The sequence below is a fragment of the Caldimonas tepidiphila genome, assembly GCF_003569765.1.
Classification (GTDB): Bacteria; Pseudomonadota; Gammaproteobacteria; order Burkholderiales; family Burkholderiaceae_C; genus Caldimonas; species Caldimonas tepidiphila.
On record NZ_QXMG01000029.1, the window covers coordinates 42,066 to 58,296 of the forward strand.

Annotated in this window: 14 protein-coding genes and 1 tRNA gene; 11 read left to right on the top strand and 4 right to left on the bottom strand. The window is 68.4% G+C overall.

Annotated elements, in window-relative coordinates; translation table 11 throughout:
• Positions 1 to 180: 180 nt before the first annotated feature.
• The 5 genes from D3A59_RS16105 to D3A59_RS16125 all read left to right on the top strand — a co-directional run bounded on the left by D3A59_RS16105 (position 181) and on the right by D3A59_RS16125 (position 7,097).
• Positions 181 to 2,697, top strand: a complete 2,517-nt coding sequence (locus D3A59_RS16105; protein WP_119156073.1) for a PAS domain S-box protein — start codon at positions 181 to 183, stop codon at positions 2,695 to 2,697.
• A gap of 12 nt (positions 2,698 to 2,709) precedes the next feature.
• Positions 2,710 to 3,339: a response regulator transcription factor gene (locus tag D3A59_RS16110; protein WP_119156075.1), complete on the top strand. Its 630-nt coding sequence runs from the start codon at positions 2,710 to 2,712 to the stop codon at positions 3,337 to 3,339.
• Between the two features lie 65 nt (positions 3,340 to 3,404).
• Positions 3,405 to 4,256 carry a bifunctional methylenetetrahydrofolate dehydrogenase/methenyltetrahydrofolate cyclohydrolase FolD gene (folD, locus tag D3A59_RS16115; RefSeq protein WP_119156077.1) on the top strand — a complete coding sequence of 284 codons (852 nt, stop codon included), beginning with the start codon at positions 3,405 to 3,407 and terminating at the stop codon, positions 4,254 to 4,256.
• Between the two features lie 140 nt (positions 4,257 to 4,396).
• Complete coding sequence (locus D3A59_RS16120; protein ID WP_119156079.1) at positions 4,397 to 6,424, top strand: M3 family metallopeptidase; 2,028 nt, start codon at positions 4,397 to 4,399, stop codon at positions 6,422 to 6,424.
• Positions 6,425 to 6,458: 34 nt separating this feature from the next.
• Positions 6,459 to 7,097, top strand: coding sequence for a DUF4124 domain-containing protein (locus D3A59_RS16125; RefSeq protein WP_119156081.1), 639 nt, complete (start codon positions 6,459 to 6,461; stop codon positions 7,095 to 7,097).
• Between the two features lie 78 nt (positions 7,098 to 7,175).
• Here the strand turns inward: D3A59_RS16125 and rpiA are convergent, their stop codons facing one another.
• A complete protein-coding gene (rpiA, locus tag D3A59_RS16130) occupies positions 7,176 to 7,835 on the bottom strand; it encodes a ribose-5-phosphate isomerase RpiA (protein ID WP_119156083.1) in 660 nt (219 codons plus the stop codon).
• 63 nt (positions 7,836 to 7,898) lie between these two features.
• On the opposite strand from rpiA, the gene D3A59_RS16135 reads away from it, so the two are divergent.
• On the top strand, positions 7,899 to 8,945 hold the full coding sequence (locus D3A59_RS16135) for a quinone-dependent dihydroorotate dehydrogenase (protein WP_119156085.1): 1,047 nt from the start codon (positions 7,899 to 7,901) through the stop codon (positions 8,943 to 8,945).
• A gap of 18 nt (positions 8,946 to 8,963) precedes the next feature.
• On the opposite strand, the gene D3A59_RS16140 is transcribed toward D3A59_RS16135, so the two are convergent.
• The gene (locus D3A59_RS16140; protein WP_119156087.1) at positions 8,964 to 10,091 is read right to left on the bottom strand and encodes an NAD(P)/FAD-dependent oxidoreductase; all 1,128 of its coding nucleotides are present in this window, start codon (positions 10,089 to 10,091) and stop codon (positions 8,964 to 8,966) included.
• 210 nt (positions 10,092 to 10,301) lie between these two features.
• Between D3A59_RS16140 and D3A59_RS16145 the strand changes: the two genes are divergently transcribed.
• On the top strand, positions 10,302 to 11,588 hold the full coding sequence (locus tag D3A59_RS16145; protein WP_119156089.1) for an O-acetylhomoserine aminocarboxypropyltransferase/cysteine synthase family protein: 1,287 nt from the start codon (positions 10,302 to 10,304) through the stop codon (positions 11,586 to 11,588).
• A gap of 79 nt (positions 11,589 to 11,667) precedes the next feature.
• Positions 11,668 to 12,039: a thioredoxin family protein gene (locus D3A59_RS16150; RefSeq protein ID WP_119156091.1), complete on the top strand. Its 372-nt coding sequence runs from the start codon at positions 11,668 to 11,670 to the stop codon at positions 12,037 to 12,039.
• A 46-nt stretch (positions 12,040 to 12,085) separates the two neighbouring features.
• On the opposite strand, the gene D3A59_RS16155 is transcribed toward D3A59_RS16150, so the two are convergent.
• Together D3A59_RS16155 and D3A59_RS16160 are read right to left on the bottom strand one after the other, a co-directional pair.
• On the bottom strand, positions 12,086 to 12,397 hold the full coding sequence (locus tag D3A59_RS16155) for a hypothetical protein (protein ID WP_119156093.1): 312 nt from the start codon (positions 12,395 to 12,397) through the stop codon (positions 12,086 to 12,088).
• A 183-nt stretch (positions 12,398 to 12,580) separates the two neighbouring features.
• The gene (locus tag D3A59_RS16160) at positions 12,581 to 12,910 is read right to left on the bottom strand and encodes a BON domain-containing protein (protein ID WP_119156095.1); all 330 of its coding nucleotides are present in this window, start codon (positions 12,908 to 12,910) and stop codon (positions 12,581 to 12,583) included.
• 661 nt (positions 12,911 to 13,571) lie between these two features.
• On the opposite strand from D3A59_RS16160, the gene D3A59_RS16165 reads away from it, so the two are divergent.
• The 3 genes from D3A59_RS16165 to D3A59_RS16175 all read left to right on the top strand — a co-directional run bounded on the left by D3A59_RS16165 (position 13,572) and on the right by D3A59_RS16175 (position 16,074).
• Positions 13,572 to 13,832 (top strand): hypothetical protein, encoded by a 261-nt coding sequence (locus tag D3A59_RS16165; protein WP_119156097.1) that lies wholly within the window; start codon positions 13,572 to 13,574, stop codon positions 13,830 to 13,832.
• A gap of 263 nt (positions 13,833 to 14,095) precedes the next feature.
• Positions 14,096 to 14,172: transfer RNA gene (locus D3A59_RS16170), tRNA-Arg, on the top strand.
• A 462-nt stretch (positions 14,173 to 14,634) separates the two neighbouring features.
• Positions 14,635 to 16,074 (top strand): reverse transcriptase domain-containing protein, encoded by a 1,440-nt coding sequence (locus D3A59_RS16175; RefSeq protein ID WP_119156099.1) that lies wholly within the window; start codon positions 14,635 to 14,637, stop codon positions 16,072 to 16,074.
• The last annotated feature ends 157 nt before the right edge of the window (positions 16,075 to 16,231 follow it).

A 16,231-nucleotide genomic window follows, 5' to 3' on the forward strand; every position in this document is an offset into this window, starting at 1 on the left:
GTGTCTCCTCGTTGGGGGGTGTTTCGGGGGCGGGCGGGAGTTTGGCACAGCCTCGAAGCTTTTTCAAATTATGCGAGTGCTTTTTGTAATGTGGAAAATTGCTGCACCTGCACATCGACGCCCCGCTTTCATCCGGTGCAAAAAACGACCCCGGCATGCCCGGGATCGATAATTCGCACCATGTCGGCCCTACCTTCCAACCCTCCCCCCGCTGCGCCTTCCGCGGCACCGCGCCCCCGTCCGCTGTTCGGGCACTGGTGGCGCAAGCAGTCGCCGGCGCGGCAGGACCGCTACGCCACGCTCGGGCCGCTCGTCTCGGTGCTGCTGTTCCTCGCGGCGATCATCACGGCCTTCTGGTACCTGCGCACCGAGGAGGTCGAGCGCGAGCAAGAGTCCGTGCGACGCGACACCGAGGTCGCGCAGCGCGAGATCCGCCTGCGCCTGATCGAGAACCAGGAGCAGCTCGTGCGCATCGCGCGCGAGATCACCACGCGCGCGATCGACCAGAACGCCTTCACCGACCAGGCCGAGCGCTTCGTGCTCGAGCGCGCCGAGGTGGTGAGCCTGAGCTGGTTCGACGCGCGCGGCACGCGCCGCGTCGCCTACGCCTCGCCCACGCATGCCTTCCAGTTCGACCGCGAGGTCGCCCCTGCCGAGAGCCCGGGAACGCCGGCGACGCCGCTGCGCGGCGAGCCGGCGCGGGCCTTCGGCGCCGCGCGAGAACTGCGCCAGCCGGTCTACTCGCGCCCCTACGCCACCGCGGAGGGCGTGGACGTGATCCAGGTGCAGGTGCCGCTGCTCGACCGCAACGGCTTCGCCGGCACCGTCGCGGCCGAGTACTCGGTGGAGGGGCTGCTGCGCCACTTCGTGCCCAAGGAGGTGGTCAAGCGCCACGCGATGAGCCTGATCGACGGCAACGGCAAGGTGCTCGCGAGCACCACCTCGTCGGCCGCGGAGAACGGGCGCGGCCCCTCGCTGTTCCACGATGTCCCGATCGCGCCGGTCGGCAACGGGCTGATGCTGCGCGGCCAGGGCTGGCGCACCTCGATCGGCCTGATCTCGAACACGCTGTTCTGGATGGTCGTCTCGCTGTCGGCGCTGACGCTGTGGATGCTGTGGGGCACCTGGCGCCACATGCGCCGGCGGCTGCAGGCGCAGAACGCGCTGGTGGCGGAGACCAACTTCCGCCGCGCGATGGAGAACTCGGTCCTCACCGGCATGCGCGCGATGGACCTGGAAGGCCGCATCACCTACGTCAACGCTGCCTACTGCTCGATGACCGGCTATTCCGAGGCCGAGCTGATCGGCCGGCTGCCGCCCTTCCCGCACTGGTCGCCCGACCGCATGGAGGAGACGCAGCGCATCCTGCAGATGGAGCTGCAGGGCCGCAGCCCGCCGGGCGGCATCGAGGTGCGGGTGCGGCGCAAGGACGGCACCGAGTTCGACGCGCGCATGTACGTCTCGCCGCTGATCGACGCGCACGGCCGCCAGACCGGCTGGATGACCTCGATGACCAACATCACCGAGGCCAAGCGCATCCGCGACCAGCTCTCGGCCTCGCACGAGCGCTTCACCACCGTGCTGGAGGGGCTCGACGCCGCGGTGTCGGTGCTGTCGGTGCACCAGGGCGAGCTGCTGTTCGCCAACCGCTCCTACCGGCTGTGGTTCGGCGCCGACGCGCAGGGGCACGAGCTGCTGGCCGGCGGCGTGCCGAGCGAGGGGGAGCTGCCCCCTGGCGCCGAGGACTCGGTGGACGACCTGGGCGGGCTGCCGACGCAGGAATTGATGGAGGCGGGCTCGGAACTGCGCGAGATCTACGTCGACTCGCTCGACAAGTGGTTCGACGTGCGCGCGCGCTACCTGCAGTGGACCGACGGGCGGCTCGCGCAGATGCTGATCGCCACCGACGTGACGGGGCGCCGCCGCGCCGAGGAGCAGGCGGCGGCGCAGGCCGAGAAGGCGCAGGTGACGAGCCGCCTCGTGACGATGGGCGAGATGGCCTCCTCGGTCGCGCACGAGCTCAACCAGCCGCTCGCCGCGATCAGCAACTACTGCAACGGCATGATCTCGCGCGTGAAGAACGACGCGATCGAGAAGGAGGCCTTGATCACCGCACTGGAGAAGACGGCCAAGCAGGCGCAGCGCGCCGGCCAGATCATCCATCGCATCCGCTCCTTCGTGAAGCGCAGCGAGCCGCAGCGCCAGCCCTCCGACGCGCGCGAGATCGTCGAGGACGCGGTCGAGCTCGCGATGTTCGAGCTGCGCCGCCGCAACGTCTCGATCCACACCTACCTCGCGCAGCGCCTGCCGACGCTGATGGTCGACCCGATCCTGATCGAGCAGGTGCTGCTGAACCTGCTGAAGAACGCCGCCGAGGCGATCGACATGGCGAAGATGCCCTCGTCGCGGCGCAACATCGAGCTGCAGGTCGTGCCGCGCCACCTCGACGAGGAAGGCGACGTGATCGAGTTCACCGTCACCGACACCGGCCCGGGCGTCAAGGAGGAGGTGCTCGCGCGCCTGTACGAGGCCTTCTTCTCGACCAAGGCCGAGGGCCTGGGGATCGGCCTGAGCCTGTGCCGCTCGATCATCGAGTCGCATCACGGCCGCATCCGGGTGGAGAACTTATACAATGGTCCGCAGGTGGTGGGCTGCCGCTTCACCTTCACCCTCCCGGTGGACGTGGTCCACCATTGACGAAGTTCCCTCATGAGCCTGATTCCGAAGAAGGGCACCGTCTACGTCGTCGATGACGACGAGGCGGTTCGTGATTCCCTGCAGTGGTTGCTCGAAGGCAAGGACTACCGCGTCAAGTGCTTCGACTCGGCCGAATCCTTCCTCTCCCGCTTCGACCCCCGGGAGGTGGCCTGCCTGATCGCCGACATCCGCATGGACGGCATGAGCGGGCTGGAGCTGCAGGACCGGCTGATCGAGCGCAAGTCGCCGCTGCCGATCGTCTTCATCACCGGGCACGGCGACGTGCCGATGGCGGTGACGACGATGAAGAAGGGTGCGGTGGACTTCATCGAGAAGCCCTTCAAGGAGGACGAGCTGGTGAACCTGGTGGAGCGCATGCTCGACCAGGCGCGCACGCTGTTCAGCCAGCAGCAGGAGGCCGCCAGCCGCGACGCGTTGCTGTCGCGCCTGACCACCCGCGAGGCGCAGGTGCTCGACCGCATCGTCGCGGGGCGCCTGAACAAGCAGATCGCCGACGACCTCGGCATCAGCATCAAGACGGTGGAGGCGCACCGCGCCAACATCATGGAGAAGCTCAACGCCAACACCGTGGCCGACCTGCTGAAGATCGCCCTCGGCGCGAACGCCCAGGCCAAGGCCTGAGCCTCCCCCCCTCCCCCGAGGCCGCTTCTTCGAAAGCGGCCTTTTGCATTCGAAAGACCGACTTCATGACCGCCCGACTCATCGACGGAAACGCCCTGTCCCGCCAGATCCGCGCCGAAGTGGCCGAACGCGCCGCCGCCCTCACCGCCCGCGGCACCACCCCGGGCCTGGCCGTCATCGTGGTCGGCGACAACCCGGCCTCGGCCGTCTACGTGCGCAACAAGGTCAAGGCCTGCCAGGACAACGGCCTGCACTCGGTGATGGAAGCCTACCCGGCGACGATGAGCGAGGCCGAACTGCTCGCGCGCGTCGAGGCGCTGAACGTCGACCCGACGATCCACGGCATCCTCGTGCAGCTGCCGCTGCCGCCGCACATCGACGCGCACAAGGTCATCGAGACCATCTCGCCGCTGAAGGACGTGGACGGCTTCCACGTCGCGAGCGCCGGCGCGCTGATGGTCGGCCAGGAGGCTTTTCGCCCCTGCACCCCCTACGGCTGCATGAAGATGCTGGAATCCATCGGCTGCGACCCCAGGGGCAAGCACGCCGTCGTGATCGGGCGCAGCAACATCGTCGGCAAGCCGATGGCGATGCTGCTGCTCGCCGCCAACGCGACCGTGACAATCTGCCACAGCGCCACGCCCGACCTCGCGCACCACACCCGCCAGGCCGACATCATCGTCGCGGCCGTCGGCCGCCGCAACGTGCTGACGGCCGACATGGTCAAGCCCGGCGCGGTGGTGATCGACGTCGGCATGAACCGCAACGACGAGGGCAAGCTCTGCGGCGACGTGGACTTCGCGGGCGTCGCCGAGGTCGCCGGCGCGATCACGCCGGTGCCGGGCGGCGTCGGGCCGATGACGATCACGATGCTGCTGGTCAACACGATCGAGGCGGCCGAGCGCGCCGCCGGCTGAGGCGGCAGCCCCACGCTGCAACCGGGCACCCGCCGCCTTCCGCCACCCCGGCGGTTGAAATCGCGCAAACTGGTTCCATCTGCAACGCACCCGGCGCGCCGCCGCACCCCGAGGCAGCGCGCCTCCGTTCACGAGGCCCCATGACGACTGCGAACAATCCCCTGCTCGACTTCACCGACCTGCCCCGGTTCAGCGAGATCCGCCCGGAACATGTCTCCCCCGCGATCGACGAGCTGCTGGCTGCCGCCGAAACGGCGCTGGAGCAGGTCGTGTCGGACGCGGTGCCGGCGCAGTACGACGCGCTGTCGGCGGTGCTCGACGTCGCCACCGAGCGGCTCGGCCGCGCATGGGGGGCGGTCGGCCACCTGAAGTCGGTCGTCGACACGCCCGAGCTGCGCGCCGCCTACAACGAGAACCTGCCCAAGGTCACCGAGTTCTACACCGCGCTCGGCGCCGACGAGCGGCTCTACGCCAAGTACAAGGCGGTCGCGCAGGGCCCCGAGGCCGAGTCGCTGTCCGCGCCGCGGCGCAAGGCGCTGTCCAACGCGATGCGCGACTTCGTGCTGTCGGGCGCCGAGCTGCAGGGCGAGGCCAGGACCCGCTTCGCCGAGCTCCAGGCGCGGCAGGCCGAGCTGGCGCAGAAGTTCTCCGAGAACGTGCTCGACGCCACCGACGCCTTCGCCTACTACGCCAGCGAGGACGAGCTCGACGGCGTGCCGCAGGACGCGAGGCACGCCGCCCGCGAGGCGGCGGAGCGCGAGGGCAAGGAGGGCTACAAGCTCACGCTGCAGTTCCCGAGCTACTTCCCGGTGCTGCAGTACGGCACCAACCGGGCGCTGCGCGAGCGGCTCTACACCGCCTACGTGACGCGCGCGTCCGACCTGGGCGAGCCGGCGCGCGACAACAGCGCGATCATGCGCGAGCTGATCGCGCTGCGGCAGGAGGAGGCGAAGCTGCTCGGCTACCGCAGCTTCGCCGAGGTCTCGCTCGTGCCGAAGATGGCCGAGAGCCCGGCGCAGGTGGTCGAGTTCCTGCACGACCTCGCGCGCCGCGCCCGCCCGCACGCCGAGCGCGACATGGCCGAGCTGCGCGAGTTCGCGCGCACCGAGCTCGGCATGGACGAGCTCGCCGCCTGGGACCTCGCCTTCGTGTCCGAGAAGCTCAAGGAGCGGCGCTACTCCTTCAGCGACCAGGAGGTGAAGCAGTACTTCACCGAGCCGAAGGTGCTCGAGGGCCTGTTCCGCATCATCGAGACGCTGTTCGAGGTGGCGATCCGCCCCGACACCGCGCCGGTCTGGCACCCCAGCGTGCGCTTCTTCCGCATCGAGCGCGGCTCGCAGCTGGTGGGCCAGTTCTACCTCGACCTGCACGCGCGCGCGGGCAAGCGCTCCGGCGCGTGGATGGACGACGTGCGCGGCCGCTGGGCACGCCCGGACGGCGCGCTGCAGACGCCGGTGGCGCAGCTGGTGTGCAACTTCGCCGAGGGCGTCAACGGCAAGCCGGCGCTGCTGACGCACGACAGCGTCACCACCCTCTTCCACGAGTTCGGCCATGGCCTGCACCACATGCTGACGCAGGTGGACGACATCGGCGTGGCGGGCATCTCAGGCGTCGAGTGGGACGCCGTGGAGCTGCCGAGCCAGTTCATGGAGAACTTCTGCTGGGAGTGGGACGTGCTGCGGCACATGACCGCCCACGTCGACACCGGCGAGCCGCTGCCGCGCGAGCTGTTCAACAAGATGCGCGCCGCGAAGAACTTCCAGGCCGGCCTGCAGACGCTGCGCCAGATCGAGTTCGGCCTGTTCGACATGCGGCTGCACGGCGAGCCGGGCCGCGAGGCGGACATCCAGAGCCTGATCGACGAGGTGCGGCAGGAGACCGCGGTGCTCAGGCCGCCGGCCTTCAACCGCATGCAGCACAGCTTCTCGCACATCTTCGCGGGCGGCTATGCGGCGGGCTACTACAGCTACAAGTGGGCCGAGGTGCTGAGCGCCGACGCCTACGGCGCCTTCGAGGAGGCCGGCGTGCTCGACGTCGAGACCGGCCGCCGCTACCGCCGCGAGATCCTCGAGGCCGGCGGCAGCCGCCCGGCGATGGAGAGCTTCAAGGCCTTCCGCGGCCGCGAGCCGAGCATCGACGCACTGCTGCGCCACGAGGGCATGGCCTAATAATGGCGGCGTGAAGTCGAGGAGAACCGGAGGGATGATGCAACGACCGCTGCGACCGCTGAGGATCGGCCTGGCGCTGCTGGGCCTGATGACGGCAATGCCAGGCTTCGCCCTCTACAAGGTGGTCGGGCCGGACGGCCGCGTGAGCTACACCGACCGGCCGCCGCAGGAGAGCGCGAAGGTCCAGCCGCTGTCCCCGGCCGGCGGCGCAGCGGCGCCCGACGCGGCGCTGCCCTTCGAGCTGCGCCAGGCGGTGCAGCGCCACCCGGTCACGCTCTACACCCGCGCCGACTGCGCGCCCTGCGACAGCGGCCGCGCGCTGCTGCGCCGCCGCGGCGTGCCCCATGTCGAGAAGTCGGTCGCCACCTCCGCCGACGCGGAGGCCTTCCGGCGGCTCGGCGGCCAGTCCCTGCCGCTGCTGCAGGTCGGCACGAAGCGCCTGGAAGGCTTCACCGAGGACGAGTGGAACAGCTACCTGGACGCGGCCGCCTACCCGGCGCAATCGCGCCTGCCGTCCAGTCACGCCTTCGGCAAGGCCACCCCGCTGGCCGCAGCCGGCGGCACGCCCGCCCCGGCCACCTCGGCCGGCCCGGCGCCGTCCCCGGCGCCGGCCGCCGCCCCCCAGCAGGCGCCGGCCGGCGGCGGCAACGCGCCGCCCGGCTTCCGTTTCTGAAGCGGCCCCGGGCGGCCGCAGCACCTCGCAAACGACAAGGCCGCCCTCGGGCGGCCTTGCTGCATCCGGGAGGGACGTTCAGAACTCGATGCTGCGCACGCCCTGCGGCGTACCGAGCAGGCAGATGCCGGCGCGGTGGCGCGCGAAGATGCCCACCGTCACGACGCCCGGCCACTGGTTGATCTCGCTCTCGAGCGCGGCCGGGTCGGCGATGGACAGGCCCGCCACGTCGAGGATCAGGTTGCCGTTGTCGGTCGTGACGCCCTCGCGCAGCTTGGGCGTTCCGCCGAGCACCGCGAACTTGCGCGCGATCTGCGCCGCCGCCATCGGGATCACCTCGACCGGCAGCGGGAAGCGCCCGAGCGTGCGCACGTACTTGCTCTCGTCGGCGATGCAGACGAAGCGCTCGGCGAGGTCCGCGACGATCTTCTCGCGCGTGAGCGCGGCGCCGCCGCCCTTGATCATGTTGCCGTGGTGGTCGATCTCGTCGGCGCCGTCGACGTAGACGGGCAGCGACTCGACCTCGGACGCCTCGAGCACCTTGATGCCGAGAGCCTGCAGCCGCTCGGTGCTCTTGACCGAGCTCGACACGGCGCCGGCGATGCGGTCCGTGATCTTCGCGAGCTCGTCGATGAAGCAGTTGACGGTGGAGCCGGTGCCGACGCCGACCACCGAGCCGGGCACGACGTGATCGATGGCGGCGCGGCCGACGAGGGCCTTGAGTTGGTCCTGGGTCATGGGAAGGGATGGGGCGCACGGCCCTCTGTTTGAGACAATCCCGCGATTATCCGAGGACCCTCCATGGCCCTGCTCCCTTATTCGCTCGCCCGCCCCTTCCTGTTCCGGCTCGACGCCGAGCAGGCCCACGAACTGACGCTCGACGCGATCGCGCGCACGCAGGACTCGCCGCTGGCCTGCCTGTGGAGCGAGGCGCGCGTCGACGACCCGGTGACGGTCGCCGGCCTGCGCTTCCCGAACCGCGTCGGCCTCGCTGCCGGCCTGGACAAGAACGGCCGCTGCATCGACGGTCTCGGCGCGATGGGCTTCGGCTTCATCGAGGTCGGGACCGTCACGCCGAAGGCGCAGCCCGGCAACCCGAAGCCGCGCATGTTCCGCCTGCCCGAGGCCGATGCGCTGATCAACCGGCTCGGCTTCAACAACGAGGGCCTCGACGCCTTCGTCGCCAACGTGCAGCGCGCGCGGCGCTTCCGCCAGGGCGGCGGCATCCTGGGTCTCAACATCGGCAAGAACGCCGCGACGCCGATCGAGCGCGCGGTCGACGACTACCTGATCTGCCTCGACGGGGTGTATCCGCACGCCGACTACGTCACCGTCAACATCTCGAGCCCGAACACGAAGAACCTGCGCGAGCTGCAGAGCGACGAGGCGCTCGACGCGCTGCTCGGCGCGATCCAGTCGCGGCGCGAGGAGCTCGCGCAGCGCAGCGGCCGGCGCGTGCCGGTGTTCGTGAAGATCGCACCCGACCTCGACGAGGCACAGGTCGGCGTGATCGCGGCGACGCTGCGGAAGAACGGCATCGATGGCGTCATCGCCACCAACACCACGATCGCGCGCGACGTCGTCAAGCACCTGCCGCACGGCGAGGAGACCGGGGGGCTGTCGGGCCGGCCGGTGTTCGAGGCCAGCAACCGCGTGATCCGCAAGCTGCGCGAGGCGCTGGGCGCCGGCTACCCGATCATCGGTGTCGGCGGCGTGATGAGCGGCGCGCACGCGAAGGCCAAGCTCGACGCGGGCGCCGACCTCGTGCAGATCTACACCGGGCTGATCTACCGCGGCCCGGCGCTGGTGCGCGAGGCGGCACAGGCGATCCGCCACGCGCGGCGCTGAGCCGGCGCGGCTGCGTCCTCAGGCGGCGTCGCCGCAGACCAGCGCGGCCGCCGCGTCGCCGAGCGCGAGCGAGGCGGTGAGCCCCGGCGACTCGATGCCGAACAGGTTCACGAGGCCCGGGATGCCGTGCGCGTCCGGGCCCTGCAGCAGGAAATCGCGCGCCGGCTCGCCCGGCGCCTGGATCTTCGGCCGCACGCCGCTGTAGGCCGGCTGCAGCGCGCCGTCGGGCAGCGCCGGCCAGTAGCGGCGGATCTCCTCGTAGAAGGCCTCGGCGCGCGCCGGGTCGACCCGGTAGTCGATCGCGCCGTCCGGCCCCGGCACGATCCATTCGACGTCCGGGCCGAAGCGCGCCTGGCCGCCGAGGTCCAGCGTCAGGTGCACGCCGAGTCCCGCCGCCTCCGGGACCGGGTAGATCAGGCGCGAGAACGGCGCGCGGCCGGCGAGCGCGTAGTAGTTGCCCTTGGCGAAGTGCGGCGTCGGCACCTGCTGCGCTTCGAGCCCCTCGAAGCGCCGCGCCAGCGCCGGCGCCCACAGCCCCGCCGCGTTGACGAGCAGTCCCGCGTGCAGCGTCATCGGCGCCTCGCCGCCCACCTCCAGCACGAAGTCATCGCCGCGGCATTGCGCGCGCCGCAGCGGCGACGCGAGCGCGACCGCGCCGCCGGCGCGCTCGAGGTCGCCCTGCAGCGCGAGCATCAGCCCGTGGCTGTCGATGATGCCAGTGGACGGCGACCACAGCGCCGCGGCGCATTCGAGCGCCGGCTCCATCGCGCGGGCCTCCTCGCGCCCGAGCAGGCGCAGGTCGTGCACGCCACAGGCCGCTGCCTGCGCGCGGATCGCCTCGAGCCGCGGCTGCTGCGCGTGCGAGCCCGCGACGATCAGCTTGCCGCAGCGTCGGTGCGCGATGCCGCGCTCCTCGCAGTAGGCGTAGAGCCGCTCGCGGCCGGCCACGCACAGCCGCGCCTTCCACGACCCCGGCGCGTAGTAGATGCCGGCGTGGATCACCTCGCTGTTGCGCGAGCTGGTGCCGGTGCCGATCGCGGTCTCCGCCTCCAGCACCACGGTCTCCAGCCCGCGCAGCGCGAGCGCGCGCGCCGTCGCCAGCCCCACCACGCCGGCGCCCACCACCACCGCATCGACGCGGTCCATCAGCGCGTCCGGCGCCCGCAGCGCCGCTTCGAGGTATCGATCTTTCGCATGACGGTGATTGTGGCCCTGACGCAAGGCGTCCCGCACGGCTTCCTCCGCGCGCCGAGGAATTGACGGCGCTCAGGAACATGCGCTTTGCGCATTTCCCCTCCAGCCTGCGGCATGCAAGGATGCGGCCCCCGATTCCTCTCAACCCAGCGAGCAAGAACGATGACACAGGACAACTGGCGCTTCGAGACCCTGTCGGTGCATGCGGGCTACAGCCCCGACCCGACCACCCGCGCCGTCGCGGTGCCGATCTACCAGACGGTGGCCTTCTCCTTCGACAGCGCGCAGCACGGCGCCGACCTCTTCGACCTGAAGGTGGCGGGCAACATCTACAGCCGCATCATGAACCCGACCTGCGACGTGCTGGAAAAGCGCATCGCGGCGCTCGAGGGCGGCATCGCCGCGCTCGCGCTGGCTTCCGGGCAGGCCGCCGTCACCTACGCGATCCAGACCATCACCGAGGCCGGCGACAACATCGTCGCGTCGAGCGCGCTCTACGGCGGCACCTACAACCTGCTCGCGCACACGCTGCCGCAGTTCGGCGTGACGACGCGCTTCGCCGACTGGCGCGACCCGGCCAGCTTCGAGCCGCTGATCGACGCGCGCACCAAGGCCGTCTTCGTCGAGTCGCTCGGCAACCCGCAGGGCAACATCACCGACTTCGAGCGCATCGCCGAGATCGCGCACCGCCACGGCGTGCCGCTGATCGTCGACAACACGGTGCCGAGCCCCTACCTGTGCCGCCCCTTCGAGCACGGCGCCGACATCGTCGTGCACTCGCTGACCAAGTACCTCGGCGGCCACGGCACGAGCCTCGGCGGCGCGATCGTCGATTCCGGCAAGTTCCCCTGGGCGCAGCACAAGGAGCGCTTCAAGCGCCTCAACGAGCCCGACGTCAGCTACCACGGCGTGGTCTATACCGAGGCGCTAGGTGCTGCGGCCTACATCGGGCGCGCACGGGTCGTGCCGCTGCGCAACACGGGTGCCGCGCTCTCGCCCTTCAACGCCTTCCAGATCCTGCAGGGCATCGAGACGCTGGCGCTGCGCATGGACCGCATCTGCGACAACGCGCTCAAGATCGCGCAGTACCTGCAAAAGCACGAGAAGGTCAGCTGGGTCAACTACGCCGGCCTCGAGGACCACCCGGACCACGGGCTGGCCCGGAAGTACCTGGGCGGCCGGGCCTCGGGCCTGTTCACCTTCGGCGTCAAGGGTGGGCGCGCCGCGGGCGAGCGCTTCCTCGACGCGCTGCGGCTCTTCACGCGGCTCGTCAACATCGGCGACGCGAAGTCGCTCGCCACGCACCCGGCCTCGACCACGCACCGCCAGCTCTCGCCCGAGGAACTGGCCCAGGCCGGCGTCACCGAGGACACGGTACGGCTGTCGATCGGCATCGAGCACGTGGACGACCTGCTCGCGGACCTCGACCAGGCGCTGGCCGCTGCCTGAAGGCTCCGGTGCGGCCGACCCCTGCCGCACGGGCTGGGGGCGGGGGGCGCGGCCGCGCCGTTTCATGCAAACTCCCGGCATGTCGTCCCCGAATCCCGCCCCGCTCCCCGACGCGCCCTCCTGGCTGGTCGCCTGCCTGTGCGCCCAGTGGTGCGGCACCTGCCGCGACTACCGCGCGGTCTTCGCGCAGGCCGAGCGCGAGTTCCCGCAGGCCCGCTTCCGCTGGATCGACATCGAGGACGAGGCCGACCTGGTCGGCCCGGTCGATGTCGAGGACTTCCCGACGCTGCTGGTCGCGCGCGGCAGCGAGGTCGCCTTCTTCGGTCCGCTGCTGCCGCATGCCGCGACGCTGCTGCGCCTGCTGCAGGCCCGGCTCGACGAGAGCGCCCCGCCGCAGCTGCGCGGCGGCGAAGTTGGCGGACTGGCATTGCGCCTTAGGAACGGCGCCTGAGAAAGTCGCGCCTATCGCAGGGAGCGTGCCGGCATTGCCGGGGCTCCTACCACTTCACGGCGCTCAATTCACGCAGCAGCCTGCGGATCTCTCCGTTGCGCGCCTGCCTCAGCTCCTCGCGCAAGGTCTCGCCCGACGTGTCGACCCCCTCGACGCCGCGCCAGACCGTGGCCTCGAACTGCTCGCGCGAGGTATGCGGCGGCACCTGCCACAAGGCTTCCGTCACGCACTCGATCGCCAGAGCGAAGGCTCGTGTTCGATCGATCTCCTGCTGCCGCCCCGTCATCACATTCAAGACCGCCTCCCTGTTCATCAACAGCGTGCGGGCAAGGGTATCCGCACCGGCGTCGGCCCTCATCCCCCGTTCCAGGGAAGGGGGTGCTGAAATATCGGGAGCGGGAAATGGAAAACAGTGGCACCGGAAGCACCACAAGGCCTGAAGGCGAACTGCCTTCAGACCGGATCGGAGGCGGCTGCGAGCCGGCCGCCTCCGGCAAGGTGAGAATCGCGGCGGCCCTGCCGAGCCGGGCCGCCCCGGGAATCAGCCGGTGATCACCAGCTGGTTGTCCACCGACTTCACGCCCTTGATCTCCTTGGCCAGCGACTCGGCCTTCCTTCGCAGCACGAGGGTCTTGACCTCGCCCTTCAGCCGGACCGCGCCTTGCATCGTGTCGACGTTGATCTTCAGTGCGCTCAGGTCCGGATCGGCGGCCAGTTTCGCCTTCAGCTGCGCGGTGATCGTCGCGTCGTCCACCACCTCGCCGGCCGTTCTCTGACTCGTGCCCTGGGAGGCGCCCCGATCACCGCCCGCCATGCCGGCGCAACCGGCAAGAAAGGTGGCGGCTGCCACGACAGCAAGCATTTTTTTCATAAGCTAAGTTCTCCAGCTGTGCCTCTATCCATCCCGCCCTCGCGAGGTGCGCAGGTGGCGCAGCCCCGCTCCGCGAAGCGCCGGGCCTCGCCATCGGCAGCGGTTTTTTCCGATGTTCCGGACTGCAGCAAGCTGCATGCCTCCGATGGGAAAGTATCCCCGGGAAAGGCGTGCGCCGCTTAGCGTGGGGTTTCCGCCACCCGACCTCGGGCTGCGGCACCCCCGCAGCGATTGTTCGCGCCCTTGCCGCGCGAAGTCCCCCGGGGTTTTCCCGCGAGTCGCTCCCCGGGCTTCCACGCCCTCGGTGACGGAAGAGCGCTGGGTCCGCGAAAACCGCGCCTCCTGAGAAAGCTGCTTTGCTCCCCCGAAGCGCCTGCTGCCCCGCACGAAGGCAGAAGAACCCGTCTTCCCGGGCAAGGGGGGAAGGTCCGGAAACGCCTTCCGCCTGGACCAGGAACGCCACGGCCGCGGTCCTCGCATGGGCCGCGGGAGCGGCCCGCCGTGCCCTCCCCCCTCGCCCCGGGCGGAGCCCCTCGGCGCGGCAGGAGCCTTCGGATAGTCTTTGGCGCTCGGGACGCCCCGAAGCACCGCAGTCAAAGGAATCCGCATGGGCAAGCGCACAGTTTTCATGGAAGGAACCTCACCCGCTCGAGCGGCTGCCGTGGAGGCAGCGAATCCGCCTGCATTCCCCGCGCCGCACGCACCGGCCGGCAACCGCGAGATGCTGTTCAAGATCGTCGAGCCGGACGGCAAGACGAAGGTCATCTACGCCGACGGCAGCACCGAGGGCTTCGACTTCCCGGCAGGAACGGCCTTCTGCAACTACCACCCGCGCCTGCTGGCCGAGGCGGTCGTGCGCCTGCGACGGGAGGCGCTGTTCCGTGCCGAGGCGGAACGGACACGGCAGCTCCCCGCCGCCTGAAGGCCGCGCGCGGCTTCACGAATGGGCGCCGGGCCGCGGCCCGGCCCCATCGAGATCGCGACCCGCAGGCGGCAAGGCCCGCGCGCTGCGCCTTGCCAGCTGCCGCCTCCTGGCCCGGCGCGGCACGCAAAGCCGCACCGAACCGTGCCACAATCCGGCCTTCGTGCCGGACCCCGGTCCCGCCTGCCTCGCCTTCGCAGAGAAGGTCGAGCGGGCCCCGGGTCCGCGGCGACCTGCTACCCGGGCTCTCTGCAGCCCGGTTTCTGCCCGTAGCTCAACTGGATAGAGCAACTGCCTTCTAAGCAGTAGGTCGGGGGTTCGAGTCCCTCCGGGCAGGCCAACAACATCAATGACTTAGCACGGCCACAGCAAAGATCCGCCTTTGCCTCTACCCGCGCGGGAACCACTTTGGGAACCGCTCTATGTGCGCGTACTTCACCATGGCGGCCCACCTCCCGGTTAGAGCCAGCTACCGCAGCCACCCGTTTTTCCTACCTCACAGTGTTGGGCGCAGTGAAGAAAGAGTCCCCTCTACCAGAACGGGTGCCCCCCAGCAAGAGCCCAAGGACGCCGAAGGCTTAAGATGGACACTGACAAGCCTTCGGAGACAGGCTCGACTGGGGCGCACTCGCTGCAGTGGAGGCACGCCTCTTACCACCCGAGACAGCTCCGATTGTTGTCCCTCTAAAGCACGGGCAGGCGAGACAAGGCCAATCGTCGGGAACGCTATAAAAATATGAAACGGCGCGCTGCCCTGCCGGGTACTGCCGTTAAAAGAAGTCGAAATGAGGGAGAGAAAATAATGGCGCCCATCCAAGCCAATCTTTCGGCAAGCATCCCGCCGGAGACTGTCGATCACGAGGCACTCTTCAAAACGCACTTCTCACCGACGGCACTTGAGCAAGCCTTCAAAGAAAAGTTCGCCACTACAACTGGCAAGGGTGTCGACCGGCTCAACGGGTTCCAGTTTGCGCCTAGGTCAGCAAGCGAGTTGGAGATTACCTCATCCAAGATTTTGGCAGGCCATTTTCGTTTCTCGCCGTACCTTGAGGTGCTACGACCAAAGGCAAGAGATAAGCATCCCCGCTTGATTGGCATTCCAACAGTGCGCGATCGCGTCGTTCTCCGTCAGCTCAACAAATACCTTGCCACGCTTTACCCGGAGCGCGTTCCTAAGAATGTGGCGAGCACATACGTCCGAGAGTTGGCGGCCGACCTCCAAGCACGCCCCTTGGACAAAACCTGGGTCTGCAGCACAGACATCCAAAAGTTCTATGACTCGATTAAGCAGGAACGACTACTGTCAGTTCTCGCGAAGCGGGTCAAATTTGATGCTGCAATCCGGCTGATTAGGCACGCCATCGCCACCCCAACGGTGCCGCGAAACACGCGACGTAATCGACACAAGGACTACCCTTCGGCAGGTGTACCGCAGGGCTTAGCGATCTCGAACATCCTTGCATCAATCTACATGCAGGACGTTGACGAGGCAATGAAAGGCTTGGGTGTTGTCTACTACCGTTATGTAGATGACGTTTTAATGTATGGAGAGCATGATGCGGTTCATATGGCGCACAAGTCGCTTCGGGCTCGCTTAAAGTATAGAGGCCTTGCACTTCACCCACTTGGCTCAGGGAAGACGCAAATTGAACCGCTGGATAAGCCTTTTGGATACCTGGGCTACACCTTTCAAATGCCCCTCATTTCCGTGAGGCCCTCGACCACCGAGCGTTTTTTGCAATCCATTGCAGCGAAGTTCAGCGACTTTTCCCACAACAAGACGCGAAGGCTCGAAAAGTTCAAGTATCTCAATGAAGAGCGCCTCAAGGAAATCTTCCTCCTTGAGTTGAATGAACGCATTACAGGTGCAATCGCTCAAAAGCGGCGATACGGTTGGATCGCCTACTTCAACCAGATCAGCGACCTATCGCTTCTACACCGGCTTGATGCATCTATAGAAAATATGTTTAAACGGATGAAGGAGTTCGGAAACTCCCCCCCATCCGGGCTTAAGAAGGTACGCCGCGCTTATTACGAGATGAAGCTTAACCCGCAAGGCGGCTACGTTCGAGACTATGACCGCATCTCAACCATTCCAGAAATGCTTACGTTTCTAGTAGAGCGTGGTCGAGTCGCTCCCGACGTGACCCTAACCGACACCGAAATCAAGGAAAAATACAACAAGTATGTGAACCACGTACTTGTAGCAATGCACGCCGATGAGGGAACCGTTTATGGCTAAGCCCCCGATTGAGGAAACTCTCGGTTAGCTCTCAAAGAAGTCTGTCTCCCCTCCGGCTCCTCTCTAGGGCCGCCACGGCGTGCAACGGCTGTCGGTCGATCTTCCAGCCTTGTCCAACGCCCTCTAGATCGTTTAAGATGTCGGCGGGCGGGAGATG

Coding starts and splice junctions, on each gene's coding strand:
- D3A59_RS16125 (WP_119156081.1), top strand. CDS start 6,459: ATGATGCAACGACCGCTGCGACCGCTGAGGATCGGCCTGGCGCTGCTG.
- D3A59_RS16150 (WP_119156091.1), top strand. CDS start 11,668: ATGTCGTCCCCGAATCCCGCCCCGCTCCCCGACGCGCCCTCCTGGCTG.
- D3A59_RS16145 (WP_119156089.1), top strand. CDS start 10,302: ATGACACAGGACAACTGGCGCTTCGAGACCCTGTCGGTGCATGCGGGC.
- D3A59_RS16140 (WP_119156087.1), bottom strand. CDS start 10,091: ATGGACCGCGTCGATGCGGTGGTGGTGGGCGCCGGCGTGGTGGGGCTG.
- D3A59_RS16135 (WP_119156085.1), top strand. CDS start 7,899: ATGGCCCTGCTCCCTTATTCGCTCGCCCGCCCCTTCCTGTTCCGGCTC.
- D3A59_RS16110 (WP_119156075.1), top strand. CDS start 2,710: ATGAGCCTGATTCCGAAGAAGGGCACCGTCTACGTCGTCGATGACGAC.
- D3A59_RS16175 (WP_119156099.1), top strand. CDS start 14,635: ATGGCGCCCATCCAAGCCAATCTTTCGGCAAGCATCCCGCCGGAGACT.
- folD (WP_119156077.1), top strand. CDS start 3,405: ATGACCGCCCGACTCATCGACGGAAACGCCCTGTCCCGCCAGATCCGC.
- rpiA (WP_119156083.1), bottom strand. CDS start 7,835: ATGACCCAGGACCAACTCAAGGCCCTCGTCGGCCGCGCCGCCATCGAT.
- D3A59_RS16120 (WP_119156079.1), top strand. CDS start 4,397: ATGACGACTGCGAACAATCCCCTGCTCGACTTCACCGACCTGCCCCGG.
- D3A59_RS16105 (WP_119156073.1), top strand. CDS start 181: ATGTCGGCCCTACCTTCCAACCCTCCCCCCGCTGCGCCTTCCGCGGCA.
- D3A59_RS16155 (WP_119156093.1), bottom strand. CDS start 12,397: ATGAGGGCCGACGCCGGTGCGGATACCCTTGCCCGCACGCTGTTGATG.
- D3A59_RS16160 (WP_119156095.1), bottom strand. CDS start 12,910: ATGAAAAAAATGCTTGCTGTCGTGGCAGCCGCCACCTTTCTTGCCGGT.